Source organism: Amnibacterium sp. CER49 (genome assembly GCF_029846255.1).
In the GTDB taxonomy this organism is placed as follows: domain Bacteria; phylum Actinomycetota; class Actinomycetes; order Actinomycetales; family Microbacteriaceae; genus Amnibacterium.
The window spans coordinates 844551-864709 of sequence record NZ_JARVWQ010000001.1; the positions used below are offsets into that span (position 1 = coordinate 844551).

Below are 20159 nucleotides of genomic sequence, written 5' to 3' on the forward strand. Positions count from 1 at the left end.
CGCGCCCGGGGGACTACTCGAGCGCGTCGGCGAGCTTCGCGGCGAGCTCGTCCTGGTCGAGGATGTTCTCGACCACGATCACCTGCGCGAAGGTGCGGCCGAGCCGCTGCGCGTGGTCGGCGGTGGTGAGGATCACCTGGGCGTCCTCGGCGAGCTCGCGCACGTGCTGCTCGTCCGTCGCGGTCACGTGCGCGTCGATGCCGAGCCGGGCGAGCGCTCGCTGCGCCGAGACGCGGAGGATCTCGCTCGTGCCGACACCGGCGCCGCAGAGGGTGAGGATCGAGACCGTCACAGCGCGTCGAACCCGCTCGTGATGCGGTCGGCGAGCTCCTCGCGGTCCTCGACCGGCAGGAACGCGGCATCGGCGGCGTTCAGCTGGAACGTGAGCAGGTCGTCGAGGTCGTAGTCGAACGCCTCGGTGAGCAGCACGAGCTCCTTCGAGAGGCTCGTGTCGCTCATGAGCCGGTTGTCGGTGTTCACGGTGACCCGGAAGCCGAGCTGGTAGAGCAGGTCGAAGGGGTGGTCCTCGATCGCGGTGCCCCAGCGCTCGATCGCACCCGTCTGCAGGTTCGACGACGGCGACAGCTCGAGCGGGATCTGCCGGTCGCGCACCCAGCGGGCGAGGCGGCCGACGGTGACGTAGCTGTTCTCGGTGTCCTCGCCCGTGATGACGACGTCGTCGGCGATGCGCACCCCGTGACCGAGGCGCAGGGCGCGGCCGTCGAGCAGCGCGGAGCGGATCGAGTCGAGCCCGGCCGCCTCGCCGGCGTGGAGCGTGACGGGGAACCAGTGCTCGGCGAGGAAGTCGAGCGCGACCCGGTGCCGCGACGGCGGGTTGCCCGCCTCGGCGCCGGCCAGGTCGAAGCCGACGACCCCGCGGTCGCGGTGCCGCAGGGCGAGCTCGGCGATCTCGAGGCCGCGATCCGCGTGCCGCATCGCGGTGACGAGCTGCCCGGTGCTGATCGTCCGTCCGCTCCGCCGCACCTCGTCGGCGCCCTCCTCGAGGCCGGCCTGCACGGCCTCGACGGCGCCGTCGAGGGTGAGGCCGCCGCGGAGGTGCTGCTCGGGCGCCCAGCGCACCTCGCCGTGGAGCACGCCGTCGTCGGCCAGGTCGAGCACGAACTCGCGGGCGATGCGGGTGAGCGCGGGCGCCGTCTGCATCACCGCGGTGGTGACGTCGAAGGTCTTCAGGTAGTCGACGAGCGAGCCGGAGTCGGCGGACTCGCGGAACCACTCACCGAGCTCGTCGGGCTCGGTCGCCGGCAGGTCGACGCCGTGCTCCTCCGCGAGCTCGACGATCGTCGCCGGCCGCAGGCCGCCGTCGAGGTGGTCGTGCAGCGACACCTTCGGCAGGCGCGCGGCATCGACGTCGTTCCACAGAAGCCACTCCCCCGCCACGGGGTTCAGGCTAGCGCGTGCCCGGGTCCTCGCTCCCGGCCGCGATCCGGCCCGCGACGAGCGGCCGGTCGGGCACGGGCGTGCCGGCCGGCGCGACCCGGAACGCCCCGGACAGCGCCTCGAGCGCGCGCGGGATGCGGTCCGCCTCGTCGGTGAGCAGCGTCGCGAGCGGCTGCCCGCGCCGGACCGCGTCCCCGGGCTTCGCGGCGAGCAGCACGCCGGCGCCCGCCTGCACCGGGTCGCCCTGGCGGGCGCGGCCCGCGCCGAGCCGCCACGCGGCGACCCCGACCGCCTTCGCGTCCTGCGCGGTGAGCACGCCGTCCTCCTGCGCCGTCAGCACCTCGCGCTCCCGCGCCTCCGCCATCGGGGCGTCCGGGTCGCCGCCCTGCGCCGCGATCATGCGGCGCCACACGTCCATCGCCCGGCCGTCGTCGAGCGCCGCCGCCGGGTCCTCGTCGCCCCGGCCGGCGAGGGCGAGCATCTCGGCGGCGAGCGCGATCGTCAGCTCGCGGACGTCCGACGGGCCGCCGCCCGCGAGCACCTCGACGCTCTCCGTCACCTCGACGCCGTTGCCGACCGCGAGCCCGAGCGGCGTGCTCATGTCGGTGAGCAGCGCGACGGTGCGGACGCCCGCGTCGGCGCCGAGCTCGACCATCGTGCGGGCCAGCTCCTCCGCGAGCTCGCGGCGCGGCAGGAACGCGCCGGCGCCGAACTTCACGTCGAGCACGAGCGCCTCGGTGCCCTCGGCGATCTTCTTCGACATGATGCTCGACGCGATCAGCGGGATCGCCTCGACCGTGCCGGTGGTGTCGCGGAGCGCGTAGAGGCGCTTGTCGGCCGGTGCGAGCCCGGCGCCCGCGGCGCAGATCACCGCGCCGATCGTGCGGAGCTGCTCCCGCATCTCCGCGGTCGACAGGTCGGCGCGCCAGCCGGGGATCGCCTCGAGCTTGTCGAGCGTGCCGCCCGTGTGGCCGAGGCCGCGGCCCGACAGCTGCGGCACGGCGACGCCGAACGACGCGACGAGCGGCGCGAGCGGCAGCGTGATCTTGTCGCCGACGCCGCCGGTCGAGTGCTTGTCGACGGTCGGGCGACCGAGGCCCTCGAACGACATCCGCTCACCGGAGGCGATCATCGCGAGCGTGAGGTCGCGGATCTCGCGGCGGTCCATGCCGTTCAGCAGCACGGCCATCGCCCACGCCGACATCTGCTCGTCGGCCACCACGCCTCGGGTGAACGCGTCGACGAGCCAGTCGATCTGCGCGGTCGAGAGCGGCCGCCCCTCCCGCTTCTCGACGATCAGCTCCACCGCGTCGAACGCCTCAGCCATGCCCCCATCCTTCCCCGTGCGCACGGCCGTCACGCCGCTGCTCGGCGCGCCGGGCTCCCCCGCCCGGTAGGGGCGGGGGACGCAGGCGCCCGTGCGCGCAGGACGGGCGGGGTCAGGACTCGCGGTAGGCCTGCAGGGTGCGCGGGCCGAAGGCGTCGGGCAGCACCTCGTCGATCGTGCGGACGCCCGACACCGTCGCGAGCAGCATGCCGTCGGCGGAGTGCTCGTAGAGCAGCTGGCGGCAGCGGCCGCACGGCATCAGCGGCTCGCCGTGCCCGTCGACGCAGGCGAACGCGACGAGGCGCCCGCCGCCCGACATCGCGAGGGCGGAGACGAGCGCGCACTCGGCGCAGAGCGTGAGCCCGTACGAGGCGTTCTCGACGTTGCAGCCGGCGACGACGCGCCCGTCGTCGACGAGCGCGGCCGCCCCCACCGGGAACGACGAGTACGGCACGTAGGCGTTGCGGCTCGCCGCGACGGCGGCCTCGCGCAGCGCGTCCCAGTCGATCGTCACGGTCATCCCTTCACGTAGGGCTTGCCGGCGGCGGCGGGACCGCGCACCTGCCCGACGAGCCCCGCGACGGCGAAGATCGTGACGACGTACGGGAGCATGAGCAGGAAGTCGCTCGGCACGGGGCTGTTCAGGATGCCGAGCACGTTCTGCAGGTTGCTCGCGAAGCCGAACAGCAGCGCCGCGAGCGTCGCCCGCACGGGGTTCCACTGACCGAAGATCACGGCCGCGAGGGCGATGAAGCCGGCGCCGCTCGTCACGTCCTTGCTGAACGACGGCACCGCCGCGAGCGTGAAGTAGGCACCGCCGAGACCCGCGATCGCGCCGGCGAGGGAGACGTTCCAGAACCGGGTGCCGGAGACGCTGATGCCGACCGTGTCCGCCGCCTGCGGGTGCTCGCCCACCGCGCGCAGGCGGAGGCCCCAGCGGGTCTTGAACAGCCCGAAGGTGACCGCCGCCACGGCGACGTACATGAGGTAGACGATCACGGTCTGGTCGAAGAGCACCGGGCCGATCACCGGGATCGCCGAGAGCACCGGGATGCGCACCGGCGTGAACTGGGGCGGCGAGTTGAGCACGCCGGACGCCGGCACGAGGATCGCCGAGTAGAGGAAGCTCGTGAGGCCGAGCACGAGCACGTTCAGCACGACGCCCACGATGACCTGGTCGACGAGGTACTTGATCGCGAACGCGGCGAGCACGAACGACACGAGCATGCCCGCGACCATGGCGGCGACGAGCCCGGCGGCCAGCGAGTGCGTCAGGGAGCCGACGACGGCCGAGACGAACGCGCCGGCGAGCAGCTGCCCCTCGATCGCGACGTTCACGACGCCGACGCGCTCGCTGATCACGCCGCCGAGCGCACCGAAGATGAGCGGCACGCTGAGCGCGAGCGATCCGGCGAGCAGGCCCGGCACCGGCAGCGTGTTGCCCGCCGTCGCCCAGGCGAGCAGCCCGACGACGAGGACGAGCGCGAACACGACCGGGAGCCAGAGCGGCTGGCGGCGGTGCGCGGTGACGAGCCGCACGCTCCACGCGGTGCAGGCGGCGGCCACGAGCACGGCGACGATCCCGGTGACGCGGGCCGGCAGCACGAGCGGCGGCAGCGTGACCGCGTCGCCCGACTGCGACAGCGCGAACGACGCGGCGCCGTCGCGGCCGAGGGCGACGAGCAGCACGAGGCCGAGCAGGGTCAGCACGCCGTAGACGATCGGCAGCTTCCAGCTGCGGCGCTGCCCGTCCCGGCCGACGAGGGCGCCGGTCGTGCTCGTCTCGAGCGAGGTCATGCCGCCGCCTTCCGCTGCCGCCGGGGCGCGCCGGGGGCCGGCAGGCGGAAGATCGCCCGCACGAGCGGCGGCGCCGCGATGAAGAGCACGATGAGCGACTGCACGACCGAGACGACGTTCAGGTCGATCGCGTTCGCGGCCTGCATCGTGTAGCCGCCGTTCGTGAAGACGCCGAACAGGATGCCGGCCCAGAACACGCCCCACGGCCGCGAGCGACCGAGCAGCGCGACGGTGATCGCGTTGAAGCCGATGCCCGCGTCGAAGTCGTTCGTGAAGCCGCTCGTCGTCTGCCCGAGCACCTGGTAGGCGCCGGCGAGCCCGACGAGCACGCCCGAGATCACCATGGCGAGCACGACGATCCGCCGCACGTCGATGCCCGCGGTGCGCGCGGCGGGCGGGTTCTCGCCCACGGCGCGCAGCTTGAAGCCCAGGCTCGAGCGGTTCAGCAGGTAGGCCGAGGCGAGCACGGCGACGATCGCGAGCAGGAAGCCGAGGTTCACCGGGGTGCCGAAGAGATCGGGAAGCACGGCCGTCGGCAGCTCCGCGGGCGACTTCGGGTTGTTCGACCCCGGCGCCTGCAGCACCGGGGTGTGCAGCAGGTAGTCGAGCAGGTAGATCGCGACGTAGTTGAGCATGATCGTGACGATCACCTCGTGCGCGCCCGTGCGGGCCTTCAGGACACCGACGACGCCCGCCCAGACCGCGCCGCCGATCAGGCCGCCGAGCAGCGCGACGACCAGGTGGAGCCCGAAGGGCAGGTGCAGCGCGAAGCCGAGCCAGCCCGCGACCGCCCCGCCGATGAGGATCTGGCCCTGGCCTCCGATGTTGAAGAGGCCGGCACGGAAGCCGATGGCGATGCCGAGGCCGGCGGCGATGAGCGGGGTCGCGAAGTCGAGGCTGTTGAGCAGCGGCGGGAGGCCGCCGAGCAGGTCGGTCGCGGTGTAGTCGTAGACGCCACCACGGAAGAGCGACGCGTACGCGCCGCCGACGGACGAGCCGATCGCGCTGAACGTGTCGGCGGGGCGGGCGAAGAAGTAGCCCGCCGCGGCGAGCACCTGGCTGCTCGTGACCGCGATGAGCACGGCGCCGACGACGAGCGAGACGAGCACCGCGAGCACGCTGAGCAGCAGGTTGCCGGTGAGGATCTCGCGGAGCACCCGCTGGGCGCCGCTCCGTTCCGGCTGTGCCGGGACGGCCGCGTTCGGCACCTGCCCCGGCTCGAGCGTGGCGAGGTCCTCGTTGCCGGTCTCGGCGACGGGCGCCGGCTCCGTCCCCGTCACGCCGCCACCGCCGGCGCGGTCTCGCCGGCCATGAGCAGGCCGAGCACGTCCCGCGGGGTGTCGGCCGGGACGATCCCGACGATGCGCCCGCGGTACATGACCGCGATGCGGTCGGCGAGCGCGACGACCTCGTCGAGCTCGGTGGAGATCACGAGCACGGGGATCCCCGCATCGCGCGTGGCGACGATGCGCTCGTGCACGAACTCGATCGAGCCGACGTCGAGACCGCGGGTCGGCTGGGCGGCGACGAACAGGCGCAGGTCGCGCGAGAGCTCGCGGGCGAGCACCACCTTCTGCTGATTGCCGCCCGAGAGCCTGCCGACCCGCGTGGTGATGCCCTGCGCGCGGATGTCGAACTCGGCGAGCTGCTGCTCGGCGAACGCGTTCAGGTCGGCCGTCTGCACGGTGCCGCCCTTCACGAACGGGGGCCCGTCCGAGCGGTCGAGCATGAGGTTCTCGGCGATCGTGAACTCGGGGACGAGCCCGTCGTGCTGCCGGTCCTCCGGCACGAAGCCGGCGCCCGCGGCGAGCACGCCCTTGACGCTGCGGCCGGTGAGGGGCTGCCCGTCGAGCAGGATCCGGCCGCTCACCCCGCTCTGCAGGCCGAGGATCGCCTCGGTCAGCTCGGTCTGCCCGTTGCCCTGCACGCCGGCGATCGCGAGGATCTCGCCCGCCTTGACCGTGAAGCTGACGGAGTCGACGAGCGCGGCGCCGTTCGCGTCGTGCACCGAGAGGTCCTCGACGACGAGGGCGTCGGCGCCGAGCGTCGGCGGGGCCTTCTCGACGGTCAGCTCGACCGACCGGCCGACCATGAGCGAGGCGAGCTCGGCGTTCGTGGCCGTGGGCGACGCCTCGCCGACGACGCGGCCGAGCCGGATCACGGTGATGCGGTCGGCGACCTCGCGCACCTCGCGCAGCTTGTGGGTGATGAAGACGATGGCGGTGCCCGCGGACTTCAGCTGGCGCATGATCGCCATGAGCTCGTCGGTCTCCTGCGGCGTGAGCACCGCGGTGGGCTCGTCGAAGACGAGCACCCGGGCGTCGCGCGAGAGCGCCTTGATGATCTCGACGCGCTGCTGCACGCCCACCGGCAGGTCCTCGATCCGCGCGTCGGGGTCGACGTCGAAGCCGAAGCGGTCCGAGATCTCCTTCACCTTCGCGCGAGCGGCGGCGAGGTCGAGCCGGCCGCCGAAGCGGGTGGCCTCGTGGCCGAGCATGACGTTCTCGGCCACCGTGAACACGGGCACGAGCATGAAGTGCTGGTGCACCATGCCGATGCCCGCGCGCATGGCGTCGCCCGGCCCGGAGAAGTGCTGGACGGCGTCGTCGAGCAGGATCTCGCCGCCGTCCGGCCGGTGGAGGCCGTAGAGCACGTTCATCAGGGTCGACTTGCCGGCGCCGTTCTCGCCGAGCAGGCAGAGGATCTCCCCCGGCTCGACGACGAGGTCGATCCGATCGTTCGCGACGAGCGGGCCGAAGCGCTTCGTGATCCCGCGCAGCTCGAGCTTCACGCCTGCATCCTCCCTGTTCCGTGGCGCGACGGCGAGCGGCCCGGCGCCTCCCCTGCAGGGAGGGCCGGGCCGCAGCGGTCCTACTTGTTGAAGGACGAGGGCGACGAGACGGGGATCGACCCGTCGCTGATGCCCTTCTTGATGGCATCGAGCTCGGACTGGAGCGAGGACGGCACCGTGCTCGCGTAGCCGTGGAAGGACGACAGCCCGACGCCGTCGTTCTTCAGCGTGCCGACGTAGACGGTGTTGTCGAACGTCTTGCCGCTCGCGGCCTGCGTCACGACCGAGTCCGCCGCGGTCGCGATGTTCTTCAGGATCGACACGAGGAACAGGTCCTTGTAGCCGGCGGTGTCGGTCTGGAACAGGTCGGCGTCGACGCCCTCGAGCACGGCCTTCTTGCCCGACGCCTTGATCGCCGCGCCGGCGCCCTGGTAGAGCGGGCCGCCGACGGGGATGACGACGTCGGCGTTCGCGTTCAGGAAGTTCGTCGTGTACGTCTTCGCCTTGTTCTGGTCCTTGAAGTCGCCGACGAACGTGCCCTTCTGGGTCTGCTCGTTCCAGCCGAGCAGGCGCACGTTCTTGTGCTTCTGCTTGTTGAAGTACGCGATGCCGTCGGCGACGCCGTCCATGTAGATCGTCACGGGCGGGATCTGCGCGCCGCCGTACGTGGCGACGACACCGGTCTTCGAGTAGGCGGCGGCCGCGTAGCCGCCGAGGAACGCGGCCTCGTCGGTCTCGAAGACGACCGGCTTCACGTTCGGGGCCTTGATCGAGTTGTCGTCGATCATCGCGAAGTCGGTCTTCGGGCTCTTCGCCGCCGCGTCCTTCACGGCCGACACGAGGTTGAAGCCCGACGCGACGACGATGTTGCACTTCTGCGCGATCAGGTTGTTGATGTTCGACGCGTAGTCGTTCGCGGTGGCCGACTGCACCTGCTTGACCGACGACCCGATCTTCTGCGCGGCCTGCTTCACGCCGGTGAGGCCGAGCTCGTTGAACGAGTGGTCGTCGAAGCCGCCCTGGTCGGAGACGATGCACGGCAGGTACTTCGACGAGGAGGCGGCCTTCGTGCTGCCCGACGAGGAGCTCTTGGGAGCCTGGCCGCAGCCGGTGAGCAGGGCGATCACGGAGACGCCGGCGAGGGCGCCGAGGCCGAGGCGCTTCAGGGGAACGGGCACGGGAACCTTCCGGTCGAGGGCACAGGGGTACCGCCTCGTGGGCGGCCGCCGACAGGCTAGCCACGGGCCGGACGCCCGCGCACGGCCGTGCGGCCCTCCCCTCGAAGGCGTTACGGATCCGCAACCGGCCCTTCGGGTCAGAGCACCTCGGTGCGGCCGGAGATCTTCAGCGCGTCGACGACGGACTTCACCCGCTGCGCGTGCTCGCTCGTGGTGACGAGCAGGGCGTCGGCCGTGTCGACGACGACGATGTTCTCGACCCCGATGAGCGTGATGAGACGGTCGCTGTCGGTGACGACGATGCCGGTCGCCGAGTCGGCGAGCACCCGGGCGTGCTCGCCGAGGATCGCGAGGTCGCTCCCCCGTCCGCCGGACTGCAGCTTGGCGATCGAGGCGAAGTCGCCGACGTCGTCCCAGGCGAAGTCGCCTTCGACGACCGCGAGCCGCCCCTCGGCCGCGGCGGGCTCGGCGACCGAGTAGTCGATGGCGATCTTCGTGAGCCGCGGCCAGATGCGGTCGACGAGCGCGCCGCGCTCGGGGGTGTCCCACGCCGCGGCGAGCTCGCGCAGCCCGCGGACGAGCTCGGGCTGCGACTTCGCCATCTCGGTGAGCAGCAGGTCGGCGCGGGCGATGAACATGCCCGCGTTCCAGAAGAAGCCGCCGCGCTCGACGTACGAGCGGGCCGTGTCGAGGTCCGGCTTCTCGACGAAGCGCGTGACCGCGAGCGCGGTCGGCGCGCCGGGCACGGCGAGGGCGTCACCGCTCTCGATGTAGCCGAAGCCGGTCGCCGGCTCGGTCGGCAGGATGCCGATGGTCGCGATGTAGCCCGCGTCGGCGAGCGCGATCGCTTCGACCACGGTGGAGCGGAAGCGGCGCACGTCGCCGATCACGTGGTCGGCGGCGAACGACCCGATGATGACGCCCGGCTCGCGGTGCTCGAGGATCGCCGCGGCCAGGCCGATGGCCGCCGAGGAGTCCTTCGGCTCGCTCTCGAGCACGATGTTCGCGTCGACGAGCTCGGGCAGCTGCGCCTCGACGGCGGCGCGGTGCGCACGGCCGGTGACGACCATGACCCGCTGCTCGCCGGCGATCGGCGCGAGGCGGTCCCACGTCTGCTTCAGCAGGGTCTGACCCGCGCCGGTGAGGTCGTGGAGGAACTTCGGCGCGTCGGCCCGGGACAGCGGCCAGAGCCGCGAACCGATGCCGCCCGCGGGGATCACCGCGTAGAAACGGTCGACCGCGTCGGGCTCGGTGCCGCGACCGGCCCAGCGGATGGTGCCCTCAGCCATGCGCGCCACTGTATCCGCCGGTGTGTCGCAGGCGACCGGTTGTGCACATGCGCCGTCCCGGCCGCGTCCTTCCCGGCCGCCGGGACGGCGTCCGGCGCTGGGCCCACAGCGCCGGTTCCGGCCCGCCGCTCGTCGGCGGGCCGGCCGTGCGATGGGGAGGGTCGCGGCGACGATCGGAAACGGTCGTCGCCCCCAGCCCCACCGCGCCCCCATGCGGGGGCGCGAACGGCACGAACCGGTCGGAACGCGGACGTAGGATCGTCAGGCAAACGCAACGGATCGAGGAGGCCCTCAAGCGATGGTGTCACTGCGACCCGCGCCCAAGCTGCCGCCGACCTCCACCTCCCCCAGGCTGTCCCTGCCGAAGGCGCCCGCGGGCACCGTCTACCGGGGGCACGAGGGGATGTGGTCGTGGGTGCTGCACCGCATCACCGGCGTCGGCATCTTCTTCTTCCTGCTCGTCCACATCATGGACACCGCGCTCGTGCGCGTCTCGCCGCAGGCGTACGACGGCGTCATCGCCGAGTACAAGAACCCGATCATGGGCCTCGGCGAGCTCGCGCTGGTCGCCGCCATCGTGTTCCACGCCTTCAACGGCCTGCGCATCATCCTCATCGACTTCTGGAGCTTCGGCACGAAGCACCAGCGCGGCATGTTCTGGGCCGTGATCATCGCCTGGCTCGTCGTGATGGCCGGCTTCGCGCCGCGTCAGCTGATCACGATCCTCGAGGAGTTCCCCCGCTGATGGCCACGACGCTCGACGCTCCTCGCTCCCGTCAGGCCCCCACGCACCCCGGCCGCCGCTTCAACGTCGAGAAGTGGGGCTGGATCTACATGCGCGTGTCCGGCGCCGTGCTCGTCGTGCTGATCTTCGGGCACCTCTTCGTCAACCTCGTCACGGGCGACGGCGTCCGGCAGATCGACTTCGCGTTCATCGCCGGCAAGTACGCGAACCCGTTCTGGATGGTCTACGACACGCTGCTGCTCTGGCTGGCCCTCATCCACGGCAGCAACGGCATGCGCACGATCGTGAACGACTACGTCGTGCACGCCACCGCGAACCGCTTCACCAAGTACGCGCTCATCGCCGCGACCGTGCTGCTGCTCGTGCTCGGCACGATGGTGATCTGGACGTTCGACCCGTGCCCGGCCAACGGGCTCGCGAAGAACCTCCCCGACTTCTGCAAGGCGGTCCGATGACGTCCGAGAGCCCGACGAACCGGCTGCGCGACGCCGCGACCGCGAACGACCGCGGCTCGAACCGCGGCGGACCGCAGCGCGACCCGGAGAACTGGGAGTCGTGGACCGACGAGGGCCCCGACGAGCGCACGATCGACGGCGTGCACTACCACCGGCACGACGTCGTCATCGTCGGCGCCGGCGGCGCGGGCATGCGCGCGGCGATCGAGGCCGGCCCGAAGGCCCGCACCGCGGTCATCACGAAGCTCTACCCCACGCGCTCCCACACGGGCGCGGCGCAGGGCGGCATGGCCGCGGCGCTCGCGAACGTCGAGGAGGACAGCTGGGAGTGGCACACCTTCGACACGGTGAAGGGCGGCGACTACCTGGTCGACCAGGACGCCGCCGAGATCCTGGCGAAGGAGGCGATCGACGCCGTCATCGACCTCGAGAACATGGGCCTGCCGTTCAACCGCACGCCCGAGGGCAAGATCGACCAGCGGCGCTTCGGCGGCCACACCGCCGACCACGGCAAGAGCCCCGTGCGCCGGGCCTGCTACGCGGCCGACCGCACGGGTCACATGATCCTGCAGACGCTGTACCAGAACTGCGTCAAGCACGGCATCGAGTTCTACAACGAGTACTACGCGCTCGACCTCGTCATGACCCCGGTCGACGAGAACGGCCGGGTCGTGCAGCGGCCTTCCGGCATCGTCGCGTATGAGCTCGCCACGGGTGAGCTGCACGTCTTCCAGGCGAAGTCGATCGTCTTCGCCACCGGCGGCTTCGGCAAGATCTACAAGACGACCTCGAACGCGCACACCCTCACGGGCGACGGCGTCGGCATCGTCTGGCGCAAGGGCCTGCCGCTCGAGGACATGGAGTTCTTCCAGTTCCACCCGACCGGCCTCGCGAAGCTCGGCATCCTGCTCACCGAGGGCGCCCGCGGCGAGGGCGCGATCCTCCGCAACGCCTCGGGCGAGCGGTTCATGGAGCGCTACGCCCCGACCATCAAGGACCTCGCGCCGCGCGACATCGTCTCGCGGTGCATGGTGCAGGAGGTCGCGGAGGGCCGCGGCGCGGGCCCGTTGAAGGACTACGTGCTCCTCGACTGCACCCACCTCGGCGCCGAGGTGCTCGAGACGAAGCTGCCCGACATCACCGAGTTCGCCCGCACGTACCTCGGCGTCGATCCCGTCACCGAGCCCGTGCCGGTCATGCCGACCGCGCACTACGCGATGGGCGGCATCCCGACCAACGTGAAGGCCGAGGTGCTCGCCGACAACGAGACCGTGGTGCCCGGCCTGTACGCCGCCGGCGAGTGCGCCTGCGTCTCCGTGCACGGCTCGAACCGGCTCGGCACCAACTCGCTCCTCGACATCAACGTGTTCGGCAAGCGCGCCGGCAACAACGCCGTCGAGTACGCCCGCAGCGCCTCGTTCCTGCCGCTGCCGCCCGACCCGGCCCGCGGGGTCCGCGAGCTGGTCGACCGGCTCCGCAACGCGACCGGCACCGAGCGGGTGGCGGCGCTCCGCAAGGAGCTGCAAGACAACATGGACGCCTCGGCGCAGGTGTTCCGCACCGACGCGTCGCTCGCGAAGGTGACCGAGGTCATCCACGAGCTGCGCGACAAGTACCTGAACATCGGCATCCAGGACCGCGGCAAGCGGTTCAACACCGACCTGCTCGAGGCGATCGAGCTCGGGTTCCTGCTCGATCTCGCCGAGGTCGTCGTGTACTCCGCGCGGAACCGCAAGGAGAGCCGCGGCGGCCACATGCGCGACGACTACCCGAAGCGCGACGACGCGAACTACATGCAGCACACGATGGCGTACCTCACGGGCGACCCGCACTCGTCGAACGCCGCCGACCACATCGAGCTCGACTGGAAGCCGGTCGTCGTGACCCGGTACCAGCCGATGGAGCGGAAGTACTGATGACACTCACCGTCCCCGCCCCCGCCGCCACCGACGTGCGGGTCAAGCGCCGGCCGCCCGAGGGCTTCTCGACGATCACGCTGCTCATCCGCCGGTTCGACCCCGAGACCGACGCCGAGCCGTACTGGCGCGACTACGACGTCGACGTGCTGCCCACCGACCGCATCCTCGACGCGCTGCACACGATCAAGTGGGAGCAGGACGGCTCGCTCACGTTCCGCCGCTCGTGCGCCCACGGCATCTGCGGCTCGGACGCGATGCGCATCAACGGCCGCAACCGGCTCGCGTGCAAGACGCTCGTGAAGGACCTCGACACGACGAAGCCGATCTACGTCGAGGCGCTGAAGGGCCTGCCGCTCGAGAAGGACCTCGTCGTCGACATGGAGCCGTTCTTCGAGGCCTACCGGCAGGTGCAGCCGTTCCTGCAGGCCGGCACGACGCCGCAGAACGGCCGCGAGCGGCTGCAGTCGGCCGAGGACCGCGAGCGCTTCGACGACACGACGAAGTGCATCCTCTGCGCGGCGTGCACCACCTCGTGCCCCGTGTTCTGGACCGACGGCCAGTACTTCGGGCCGGCCGCGATCGTGAACGCGCACCGGTTCATCTTCGACAGCCGCGACGACGCCGCCCAGGTGCGCCTCGACATCCTGAACGACCGCGAGGGCGTGTGGCGCTGCCGCACCACCTTCAACTGCACGGAGGCGTGCCCGCGCGGCATCCAGATCACGAAGGCGATCAGCGAGGTCAAGGCGGCCACCATGCGCAGCCGCGAGAAGGTCAAGATCGCCTGACCCGTCCCGACGTCCTTCCCGCGTGCCGGTGCTCCGCTTCCACGGAGGGCCGGCACGCGGTGCATGCGGCACGGAACCTGCGACTGTGGAGAGCGGTGGACACCGGCGGTGGGAGTTCGCTAACGTCCCCCGCATTCGCCCGACGCGGGGCCACCCTCCCTGCTCCTAGCCCGAACTGGACGCGCACATGGACTGGTTCAGCCTGCCCATGGTCGTCACGGGCCTCGGCATCGGCACCCTCGTCGGCCTGACCGGCATGGGCGGCGGCGCGCTGATGACGCCGATCCTCGTCTTCCTCTTCGGCGTCGACGCGCTCACCGCCATCTCGAGCGACCTCGTGGTCAGCCTCTTCATGAAGCCGGTCGGGGCCGCCGTGCACCTCGTGCGCCGCACCGCGGATCTGCGGCTCGTCGGCCTGCTCTGCATCGGCTCGGTGCCGTTCGCCTTCCTCGGCGCCGTCGCCACGAAGCTCATCCCGACGGACACGGTGCAGCCCACGCTGCTCGTGCTCGTCGGCTGCGCCCTGCTGCTCGCCGCGGCGGGGCTGCTCGCCCGCGCGCTCGTGCGGGTGACGCGCCACCGCGACGCGCTCGGCGAGGGCCCCACCGACTTCGCGCGGCCCGGGCTGCGGTTCGCGCCCGCCGCCACGATCGTGCTCGGCGCGGTCGCCGGCTTGATCGTCGGCATCACCTCGGTCGGCGCGGGTTCGATCATCATCGTGGTGCTGCTGCTGCTCTACCCGCGGCTGCGGGCGTCGCAGCTCGTCGGCACCGACCTCGTGCAGGCCGTGCCGCTCGTCGGCTCCGCGGTGGTCGGGCACCTGCTCTTCGGCAGCGTCTCGCTCTCGATCGCGGGTTCCGTGCTGGTCGGTGCCATCCCCGGCGTGCTGCTCGGATCATGGCTCGCCACCCGCGTGCCCGGCGGCATCATCCGTCGCCTGCTCGCCGTCGTGCTCATGGCGTCGGGGCTGAAGCTCGTCGGGGTGCCCACGCCCTGGGTGCTCGCCGCCGCGCTCGCCGCGCTCGTCGGCGGCAACCTGCTCTGGATCGGGGTGAAGGCCCGGTTCGGCCGGCGCCGCGCCACGCCGCAGCAGGTCGTGCCCGAGGACGCCGTGCCGCGGCGCTGACCGGGCCGCCGACGCTCCCGCCGCTCCGACCCGCTCACCCGAAGGAACCCGTGCCCGACTCCGCTCCCCCCGCCGCCCCGGCGCCCGTCGCGGTGCGGGCCGCGCCGGCCGATCTCGACCTCGTCGAGCTCGCGCTGCTCGGGGCGTCCCCGGCCGGCCTGCGCCTCGCGCACGGCCGCACGGCACCGGTGCTGCTCGAGGACGCCGAGTCGACGCCGGTCGCCGAGGTGGACGGGACGGGACGCATCCACCCGCTGCGCCCGCTCGCCCCCCGTCCCGCGCTCGAACGCGGCGCGGGCGGCGTGGCGTCCCTCGCCGACGCCCGGGTCCTCGGCGCCTCGGCCGCCGTGCTGTTCCACGCCCTGCCGACCCGGCGCGCGCTCGAACGTGCGCGCGAGGCCACCGGCGACGGCCTCGTGCTGCTCGTCGCGCTGACCGGCCGCGCGACCGCCGACGCCGGCGCGCTGCTCGGCGGCGTCGCGGCCGCGGCATCGTCCGGCGCCGCGGGCGGCTCCGCGATCGCGGTCGCGCTCCCCTGGAGCCCGAGCGCCCCGACCGACGCCTTCGTGTCCCCCTTCGCCGACGACGAGGCGCTGCAGCGCTGGGCCGGCGAGGTGCTCGGCGTCGAGCGGGTGCTGCTCGCCGACGACGAGGACGACCGCCTGCTCGCCGAGCTCGCCGAGCGGCTCGCCGCCGCCGAGCGCCGGGTGCTGCCGCCCGAGGTGCTGCCGTACCGGCGCCGCAGCACCGGCCGCGGCTGCGTCGTGCTGCTCACCGGGCTGTCCGGATCCGGCAAGTCGACGCTCGCCCGCGCCGTCGAGGCGCGCCTGACCGAGACCGGCCGCACCGTCACCGTGCTCGACGGCGACGAGGTGCGCACGCTGCTCTCCGCCGGGCTCGGCTTCGACGCCGAGGGCCGGGCGATGAACATCCGCCGCATCGGCTGGGTCGCCTCGCTCGTCGCCCGGCACGGGGGTACCGCGATCGCCGCGCCGATCGCCCCGTTCGCCGAGGGCCGCGCCGAGATGCGTCTGCGCGTCGAGGGCGAGGGCGCTCGCTTCGTGCTCGTGCACGTCGCGACCCCGCTCGAGGTGTGCGAGGCCCGCGATCGCAAGGGCCTCTACGCGAAGGCGCGGGCAGGCCTGATCCCCGACTTCACCGGCATCTCCTCGCCCTACGAGGCGCCGACCGACGCCGACCTCGTGGTCGACACGAGCCGCACCGACATCGACGCCGCGGCCGACGCCGTCGTGGCGCTGCTCGAGCGGGAGGGCCGCGCATGACGGAACGCGCGACCGACGACGAGCGGCTCGCGACCGAGCTCGCCGAGCGTGCCGGCGCCGCGCTGCTGCACCTGCGTGCCAGCACCGGCCTCGCGGGCCGCGAGCTGAAGGACGCGGCTGACGCCGCCGCGCAGTCGCTGCTCGCCGAGGCCCTCGCCACCGCGCGACCGCGCGACGCCGTGCTCTCCGAGGAGGCCGCTGACGATCCCGTGCGGCTCGCCGCCGACCGGGTCTGGATCATCGATCCCCTCGACGGCACCCGCGAGTTCTCCGAGGGCCGCGCCGACTTCGCCGTCCACGTCGCCCTCTGGCAGCGCGGCCGCGGCCTCACCGCCGGCGCCGTCGCGATGCCCGGGGCCGGACGCGCCTTCACGACCGCGGAGCCGGTGCGCTCCCCCGCTCCCGCCCGCACGCGGATCCGGCTCGCGGTCAGCCGCAGCCGGCCGCCGGCGCTCGTCGCCGCGCTCGCCGAGGCGCTCGACGCCGAGCTCGTGCCGATGGGGTCCGCGGGCGTCAAGGCCATGTCGGTCGTGACGGGCGAGACCGACGCCTACGTGCACGGCGGCGGCCAGTACGAGTGGGACTCGGCCGCACCGGTCGCCGTGGCCCACGCCGCCGGCCTGCACACGAGCCGCCTCGACGGCGGCCCGCTCGAGTACAACCGCGAGAGCCCCTGGCTGCCCGACCTGGTGATCTGCCGGCCGGAGCTGCGGGACCGGCTTCTCGCGACGATCGCGGCGACCGCCGCAACGGAAGGAGCAGCGTGACGGTCACGACACCCGGCCCGTCGACCTCCGCAGGGCTGCGCAGCTACTCGCTCAGCACCCTGCGGGCGCTCGAGGCGGAGAGCATCGCGATCATCCGCGAGGTGGCGGCCGAGATGCGCCGGCCCTGCCTGCTCTTCTCGGGCGGCAAGGACTCGGTGGTGCTCTCGGCGCTCGCCCGCAAGGCGTTCGCGCCCGCCAGGGTGCCGTTCCCGATCATGCACGTCGACACCGGGCTCAACTTCCCCGAGGTGCTCGCGTTCCGCGACGAGTGGGTCGCCCGGCAGGAGCTGCGCCTGATCGTCGCGTCGGTGCCCGACGCGATCGAACGAGGGCTCGTGCAGGAGGAGCCGAACGGGTCGCGCAACCGCATCCAGACGCCCGTGCTGCTCGCCGCGGCGGAGGAGCACGGGTTCGACGCGCTGTTCGGGGGCGCGCGCCGTGACGAGGAGAAGGCCCGGGCGAAGGAGCGCGTGTTCTCCTTCCGCGACGACTTCGGCCAGTGGGATCCGAAGGACCAGCGCCCCGAGCTCTGGTCGCTCTACAACGGGCGCGTGCACCAGGGCGAGAGCATCCGCGTCTTCCCGCTGTCGAACTGGACGGAGCTCGACATCTGGCACTACATCGAGGAGGAGCGCATCCCGCTCCCCTCGCTCTACTACGCCGCCGAGCGCGAGGTCGTCGAGCGCGGCGGCATGCTCTACGCGGTCAACGAGTTCGTACGGCTGCGCGAGGGCGAGCGGTCGGTGCGCCGGATGGTGCGCTACCGCACGATGGGCGACGCGAACCTCACCGCCGCGGTGCCGTCGACGGCAACCGAGGTGCACGCCGTCGTCGAGGAGATCGCCTCGGCCCGCATGACCGAGCGCGGCGCGACGCGCGGCGACGACCGCGTGAGCGAGGCCGCGATGGAGGACCGGAAGAAGGAGGGGTACTTCTGATGGCCGATCTGCTGCGGTTCGCGACCGCCGGAAGCGTCGACGACGGCAAGAGCACGCTCATCGGGCGCCTGCTCTACGACAGCAAGTCGCTGTTCGCCGACCAGCTCGAGAACGTCGAGGAGGTCAGCCGCCAGCGCGGCGACGACTACACCGACCTCGCGCTGCTCACCGACGGCCTCCGTGCCGAGCGGGAGCAGGGCATCACGATCGACGTGGCGTACCGCTACTTCTCGACGCCCCGGCGCAAGTTCATCGTCGCCGACACCCCGGGCCACGTGCAGTACACGCGGAACATGGTCACCGGCGCCTCGACCGCCGACGTCGCGCTGATCCTCGTCGACGCACGCAAGGGCGTCTCGGAGCAGAGCCGGCGGCACGCGTTCCTCGCCTCCCTGCTCGGGGTCCGGCACCTCGTGCTGCTCGTGAACAAGATGGACCTCGTCGACTGGGACCAGGACGTCTTCGAGGCGATCCGCGCCGAGTTCACCGAGTTCGCGAGCCGGCTGCGCGTCACCGACCTCACGTTCATCCCGGTCTCGGCGCTGCTCGGCGACAACGTCGTCGACCGCAGCGAGCGGATGCCCTGGTACGCCGGGGCGCCGCTGCTGCACCACCTCGAGCAGGTGCACATCGCGAGCGACCGGAACCTCGTCGACACCCGCTTCCCCGTGCAGTACGTGATCCGGCCGCAGTCGACGACGAACGCCGACTACCGCGGGTACGCGGGCACCGTCGCGAGCGGGGTGCTGAAGCCGGGCGACCGGGTCACGGTGCTGCCGAGCGGCTTCGAGACGACGATCGCCGCGATCGACGGGCCCGCCGGCCCGCTCGACGAGGCCTATCCGCCGATGTCCGTCGTCGTCCGGCTCGCCGACGACATCGACATCAGCCGCGGCGACATGATCTGCCGCCCGCAGAACGCCGCGACGATCACGCAGAACCTCGACGCGCAGATCTGCTGGATGGACGGCAGCGCGCAGCTCGTACCCGGGCGGGTGTACGCGCTGAAGCACACGACCCGGTGGGCGCGGGCGAAGGTCACCGAGATCGCGTACCGGATCGACGTGAACACGCTGCACCGCGACCAGGAGGCGACGAGCCTGTCGCTGAACGACATCGGCCGCGTGCGGCTGCGCTCGACGCTGCCGCTGTTCACCGACCCGTACACCGAGAACCGGGCGACGGGGTCGTTCATCCTCGTCGACGAGGCGACGAACCGCACGGTCGGCGCCGGCATGCTGACGGGCGCCCGCGGCACGGTCTGACCCCGCCCCTCCCAGACCGAGGTACCGCGTGTAGGTACTTCGTCCTCGTGTAGGTGCAGAACCGCGTTTCGCACCTACACGAGGTCGGATCACCTACACGCGGTGCTGCGAGGGGCTCCTCCCCAGGGCAGGGATCCGGGCGGCACCATCCACAGGATCGCCCGCCACCACGTGCTCGCACGGCGCATGCTCCAGCGTTCTCGCCGTGCGACACCGGTTCTGGACGACGAAGCAGCTGCGCGACGCGGGCTACTCGAGGGCGCGCATCCGGTCCGCTCTCACGTCGCGGGCGCTCGTGTTCGTGCGCAAAGGCCACTACGCGGAATCGGGGACGCCAGCACCGCTGGTCCGCGCGGTACGGGTAGGCGGCCTCGCGACGGCCACCTCGGCCGGCGAGGCGCGCGGGCTGTGGGTCCCGCCCTCCGCGCCGCTGCACGTGGCGGTGGCGATCAACACGCCCCGCCTGCGCGATCCGGATGACCCGGACCTGCCCTACGTCGAGCGGCCCGACGTGCGTCTGCACTGGACCTCGCGGATCGAGACGGTCGAGGCGGTGTCCGGCATGGTGCCGATGGAGCTGATGGTGCTGCAGCTGCTCGAGGCGCTGCCGCCGGAGCACGCCGTCGCTGTGCTCGACTCCGCGCTGCATCAGCGGGTCATCCGCGCTGCAGAGCTCGACCTGCTCGCCCCGCGGCTTCCGGACGACCTCGCGCGTCTCCTGGGTTCACTCGATGGGCGCGCCGAGTCGGGCATCGAATCCGTCGGGCGCTACCTGCTGCAGCGACTCGGCCTGCGCGTCGAGGTGCAGGTGCACATCGACGGCGTCGGGCGAGTCGACCTGCTCGTCGAGGGACGCCTGATCGTCGAGATCGACGGCCGCGAGAACCACGGCGACTTCGAGCGGGACCGGTACCGGGACGGCATGGCCGCGATGCGTGGCTACCGCACCCTCCGCTTCACGTGGACGAAGGTGCTGTTCGAGTGGCCGTGGGTGCAGTCCGTGATCCTGGCCGCCCTCGCGTGACCGCCGCCGATACCGCGTGTAGGTGATGCGTCCGCGTGTAGGTGCAGAACCGCGTTCTGCACCTACACG

The 20159-nt window shown here is 72.3% G+C and carries 19 protein-coding genes; 10 read left to right on the plus strand and 9 right to left on the minus strand.

The annotated features are described in order from the left end of the window. Nucleotides 1-13: 13 nt before the first annotated feature. The 9 genes from QDR37_RS04000 to QDR37_RS04040 form a co-directional block, all read right to left on the minus strand. A complete protein-coding gene (locus QDR37_RS04000; RefSeq protein WP_279712286.1) occupies nt 14-292 on the minus strand; it encodes a PTS sugar transporter subunit IIB in 279 nt (92 codons plus the stop codon). Next, nucleotides 289-1398 carry an adenosine deaminase gene (locus QDR37_RS04005; RefSeq protein WP_279712287.1) on the minus strand — a complete coding sequence of 370 codons (1110 nt, stop codon included), beginning with the start codon at nt 1396-1398 and terminating at the stop codon, nt 289-291. Before QDR37_RS04005 ends, QDR37_RS04000 begins: the two co-directional genes overlap by 4 nt. 10 nt (nt 1399-1408) lie before the next feature. After that, nucleotides 1409-2725, minus strand: coding sequence for a thymidine phosphorylase (locus QDR37_RS04010; protein ID WP_279712288.1), 1317 nt, complete (start codon nt 2723-2725; stop codon nt 1409-1411). A 112-nt stretch (nt 2726-2837) separates the two neighbouring features. Continuing rightward, nucleotides 2838-3245, minus strand: a complete 408-nt coding sequence (locus QDR37_RS04015; protein WP_279712289.1) for a cytidine deaminase — start codon at nt 3243-3245, stop codon at nt 2838-2840. Next, on the minus strand, nt 3242-4522 hold the full coding sequence (locus QDR37_RS04020) for an ABC transporter permease (RefSeq protein WP_279712290.1): 1281 nt from the start codon (nt 4520-4522) through the stop codon (nt 3242-3244). Before QDR37_RS04020 ends, QDR37_RS04015 begins: the two co-directional genes overlap by 4 nt. After that, a complete protein-coding gene (locus tag QDR37_RS04025) occupies nt 4519-5730 on the minus strand; it encodes an ABC transporter permease (RefSeq protein ID WP_279713547.1) in 1212 nt (403 codons plus the stop codon). The genes QDR37_RS04020 and QDR37_RS04025 overlap by 4 nt, the downstream gene beginning before the upstream one ends. Nucleotides 5731-5798: 68 nt before the next feature. Next, the gene (locus QDR37_RS04030; protein WP_279712292.1) at nt 5799-7313 is read right to left on the minus strand and encodes an ABC transporter ATP-binding protein; all 1515 of its coding nucleotides are present in this window, start codon (nt 7311-7313) and stop codon (nt 5799-5801) included. Between the two features lie 80 nt (nt 7314-7393). After that, entirely contained in the window at nt 7394-8491 is a 1098-nt protein-coding gene (locus QDR37_RS04035) for a BMP family ABC transporter substrate-binding protein (RefSeq protein WP_279712293.1), read from the minus strand. Between the two features lie 137 nt (nt 8492-8628). Further along, the gene (locus QDR37_RS04040; protein ID WP_279712294.1) at nt 8629-9780 is read right to left on the minus strand and encodes a mannose-1-phosphate guanylyltransferase; all 1152 of its coding nucleotides are present in this window, start codon (nt 9778-9780) and stop codon (nt 8629-8631) included. A gap of 298 nt (nt 9781-10078) precedes the next feature. Between QDR37_RS04040 and sdhC the strand changes: the two genes are divergently transcribed. The 10 genes from sdhC (at nt 10079) to QDR37_RS04090 (ending at nt 20090) form a co-directional block, all read left to right on the plus strand. Then, nucleotides 10079-10525 carry a succinate dehydrogenase, cytochrome b556 subunit gene (sdhC, locus tag QDR37_RS04045; protein ID WP_279712295.1) on the plus strand — a complete coding sequence of 149 codons (447 nt, stop codon included), beginning with the start codon at nt 10079-10081 and terminating at the stop codon, nt 10523-10525. Continuing rightward, the gene (locus tag QDR37_RS04050; RefSeq protein ID WP_279712296.1) at nt 10525-10980 is read left to right on the plus strand and encodes a succinate dehydrogenase hydrophobic membrane anchor subunit; all 456 of its coding nucleotides are present in this window, start codon (nt 10525-10527) and stop codon (nt 10978-10980) included. The genes sdhC and QDR37_RS04050 overlap by 1 nt, the downstream gene beginning before the upstream one ends. Next, a complete protein-coding gene (sdhA, locus tag QDR37_RS04055) occupies nt 10977-12896 on the plus strand; it encodes a succinate dehydrogenase flavoprotein subunit (protein WP_279712297.1) in 1920 nt (639 codons plus the stop codon). The genes QDR37_RS04050 and sdhA overlap by 4 nt, the downstream gene beginning before the upstream one ends. After that, nucleotides 12896-13687, plus strand: coding sequence for a succinate dehydrogenase iron-sulfur subunit (locus tag QDR37_RS04060; RefSeq protein ID WP_279712298.1), 792 nt, complete (start codon nt 12896-12898; stop codon nt 13685-13687). The genes sdhA and QDR37_RS04060 overlap by 1 nt, the downstream gene beginning before the upstream one ends. A gap of 187 nt (nt 13688-13874) precedes the next feature. Continuing rightward, nucleotides 13875-14813: a sulfite exporter TauE/SafE family protein gene (locus QDR37_RS04065; RefSeq protein WP_279712299.1), complete on the plus strand. Its 939-nt coding sequence runs from the start codon at nt 13875-13877 to the stop codon at nt 14811-14813. Between the two features lie 50 nt (nt 14814-14863). Beyond that, entirely contained in the window at nt 14864-16096 is a 1233-nt protein-coding gene (cysC, locus tag QDR37_RS04070) for an adenylyl-sulfate kinase (protein ID WP_279712300.1), read from the plus strand. After that, nucleotides 16093-16863 carry a 3'(2'),5'-bisphosphate nucleotidase CysQ gene (locus QDR37_RS04075; protein WP_279712301.1) on the plus strand — a complete coding sequence of 257 codons (771 nt, stop codon included), beginning with the start codon at nt 16093-16095 and terminating at the stop codon, nt 16861-16863. Before cysC ends, QDR37_RS04075 begins: the two co-directional genes overlap by 4 nt. After that, the gene (gene cysD, locus QDR37_RS04080; RefSeq protein ID WP_279712302.1) at nt 16860-17801 is read left to right on the plus strand and encodes a sulfate adenylyltransferase subunit CysD; all 942 of its coding nucleotides are present in this window, start codon (nt 16860-16862) and stop codon (nt 17799-17801) included. The genes QDR37_RS04075 and cysD overlap by 4 nt, the downstream gene beginning before the upstream one ends. Beyond that, a complete protein-coding gene (locus QDR37_RS04085) occupies nt 17801-19066 on the plus strand; it encodes a GTP-binding protein (RefSeq protein ID WP_279712303.1) in 1266 nt (421 codons plus the stop codon). The genes cysD and QDR37_RS04085 overlap by 1 nt, the downstream gene beginning before the upstream one ends. A gap of 205 nt (nt 19067-19271) precedes the next feature. After that, on the plus strand, nt 19272-20090 hold the full coding sequence (locus tag QDR37_RS04090; RefSeq protein ID WP_279712304.1) for a DUF559 domain-containing protein: 819 nt from the start codon (nt 19272-19274) through the stop codon (nt 20088-20090). Nucleotides 20091-20159: the final 69 nt, after the last annotated feature.

What these genes read in the sequence shown, in the direction of transcription:
- QDR37_RS04010 (WP_279712288.1), bottom strand. Translation starts at nt 2,725, where the DNA reads ATGGCTGAGGCGTTCGACGCGGTGGAGCTGATCGTCGAGAAGCGGGAG.
- QDR37_RS04015 (WP_279712289.1), bottom strand. Translation starts at nt 3,245, where the DNA reads ATGACCGTGACGATCGACTGGGACGCGCTGCGCGAGGCCGCCGTCGCG.
- QDR37_RS04020 (WP_279712290.1), bottom strand. Translation starts at nt 4,522, where the DNA reads ATGACCTCGCTCGAGACGAGCACGACCGGCGCCCTCGTCGGCCGGGAC.
- QDR37_RS04040 (WP_279712294.1), bottom strand. Translation starts at nt 9,780, where the DNA reads ATGGCTGAGGGCACCATCCGCTGGGCCGGTCGCGGCACCGAGCCCGAC.
- sdhC (WP_279712295.1), top strand. Translation starts at nt 10,079, where the DNA reads ATGGTGTCACTGCGACCCGCGCCCAAGCTGCCGCCGACCTCCACCTCC.
- QDR37_RS04050 (WP_279712296.1), top strand. Translation starts at nt 10,525, where the DNA reads ATGGCCACGACGCTCGACGCTCCTCGCTCCCGTCAGGCCCCCACGCAC.
- sdhA (WP_279712297.1), top strand. Translation starts at nt 10,977, where the DNA reads ATGACGTCCGAGAGCCCGACGAACCGGCTGCGCGACGCCGCGACCGCG.
- QDR37_RS04060 (WP_279712298.1), top strand. Translation starts at nt 12,896, where the DNA reads ATGACACTCACCGTCCCCGCCCCCGCCGCCACCGACGTGCGGGTCAAG.
- QDR37_RS04065 (WP_279712299.1), top strand. Translation starts at nt 13,875, where the DNA reads ATGGACTGGTTCAGCCTGCCCATGGTCGTCACGGGCCTCGGCATCGGC.
- QDR37_RS04075 (WP_279712301.1), top strand. Translation starts at nt 16,093, where the DNA reads ATGACGGAACGCGCGACCGACGACGAGCGGCTCGCGACCGAGCTCGCC.
- QDR37_RS04085 (WP_279712303.1), top strand. Translation starts at nt 17,801, where the DNA reads ATGGCCGATCTGCTGCGGTTCGCGACCGCCGGAAGCGTCGACGACGGC.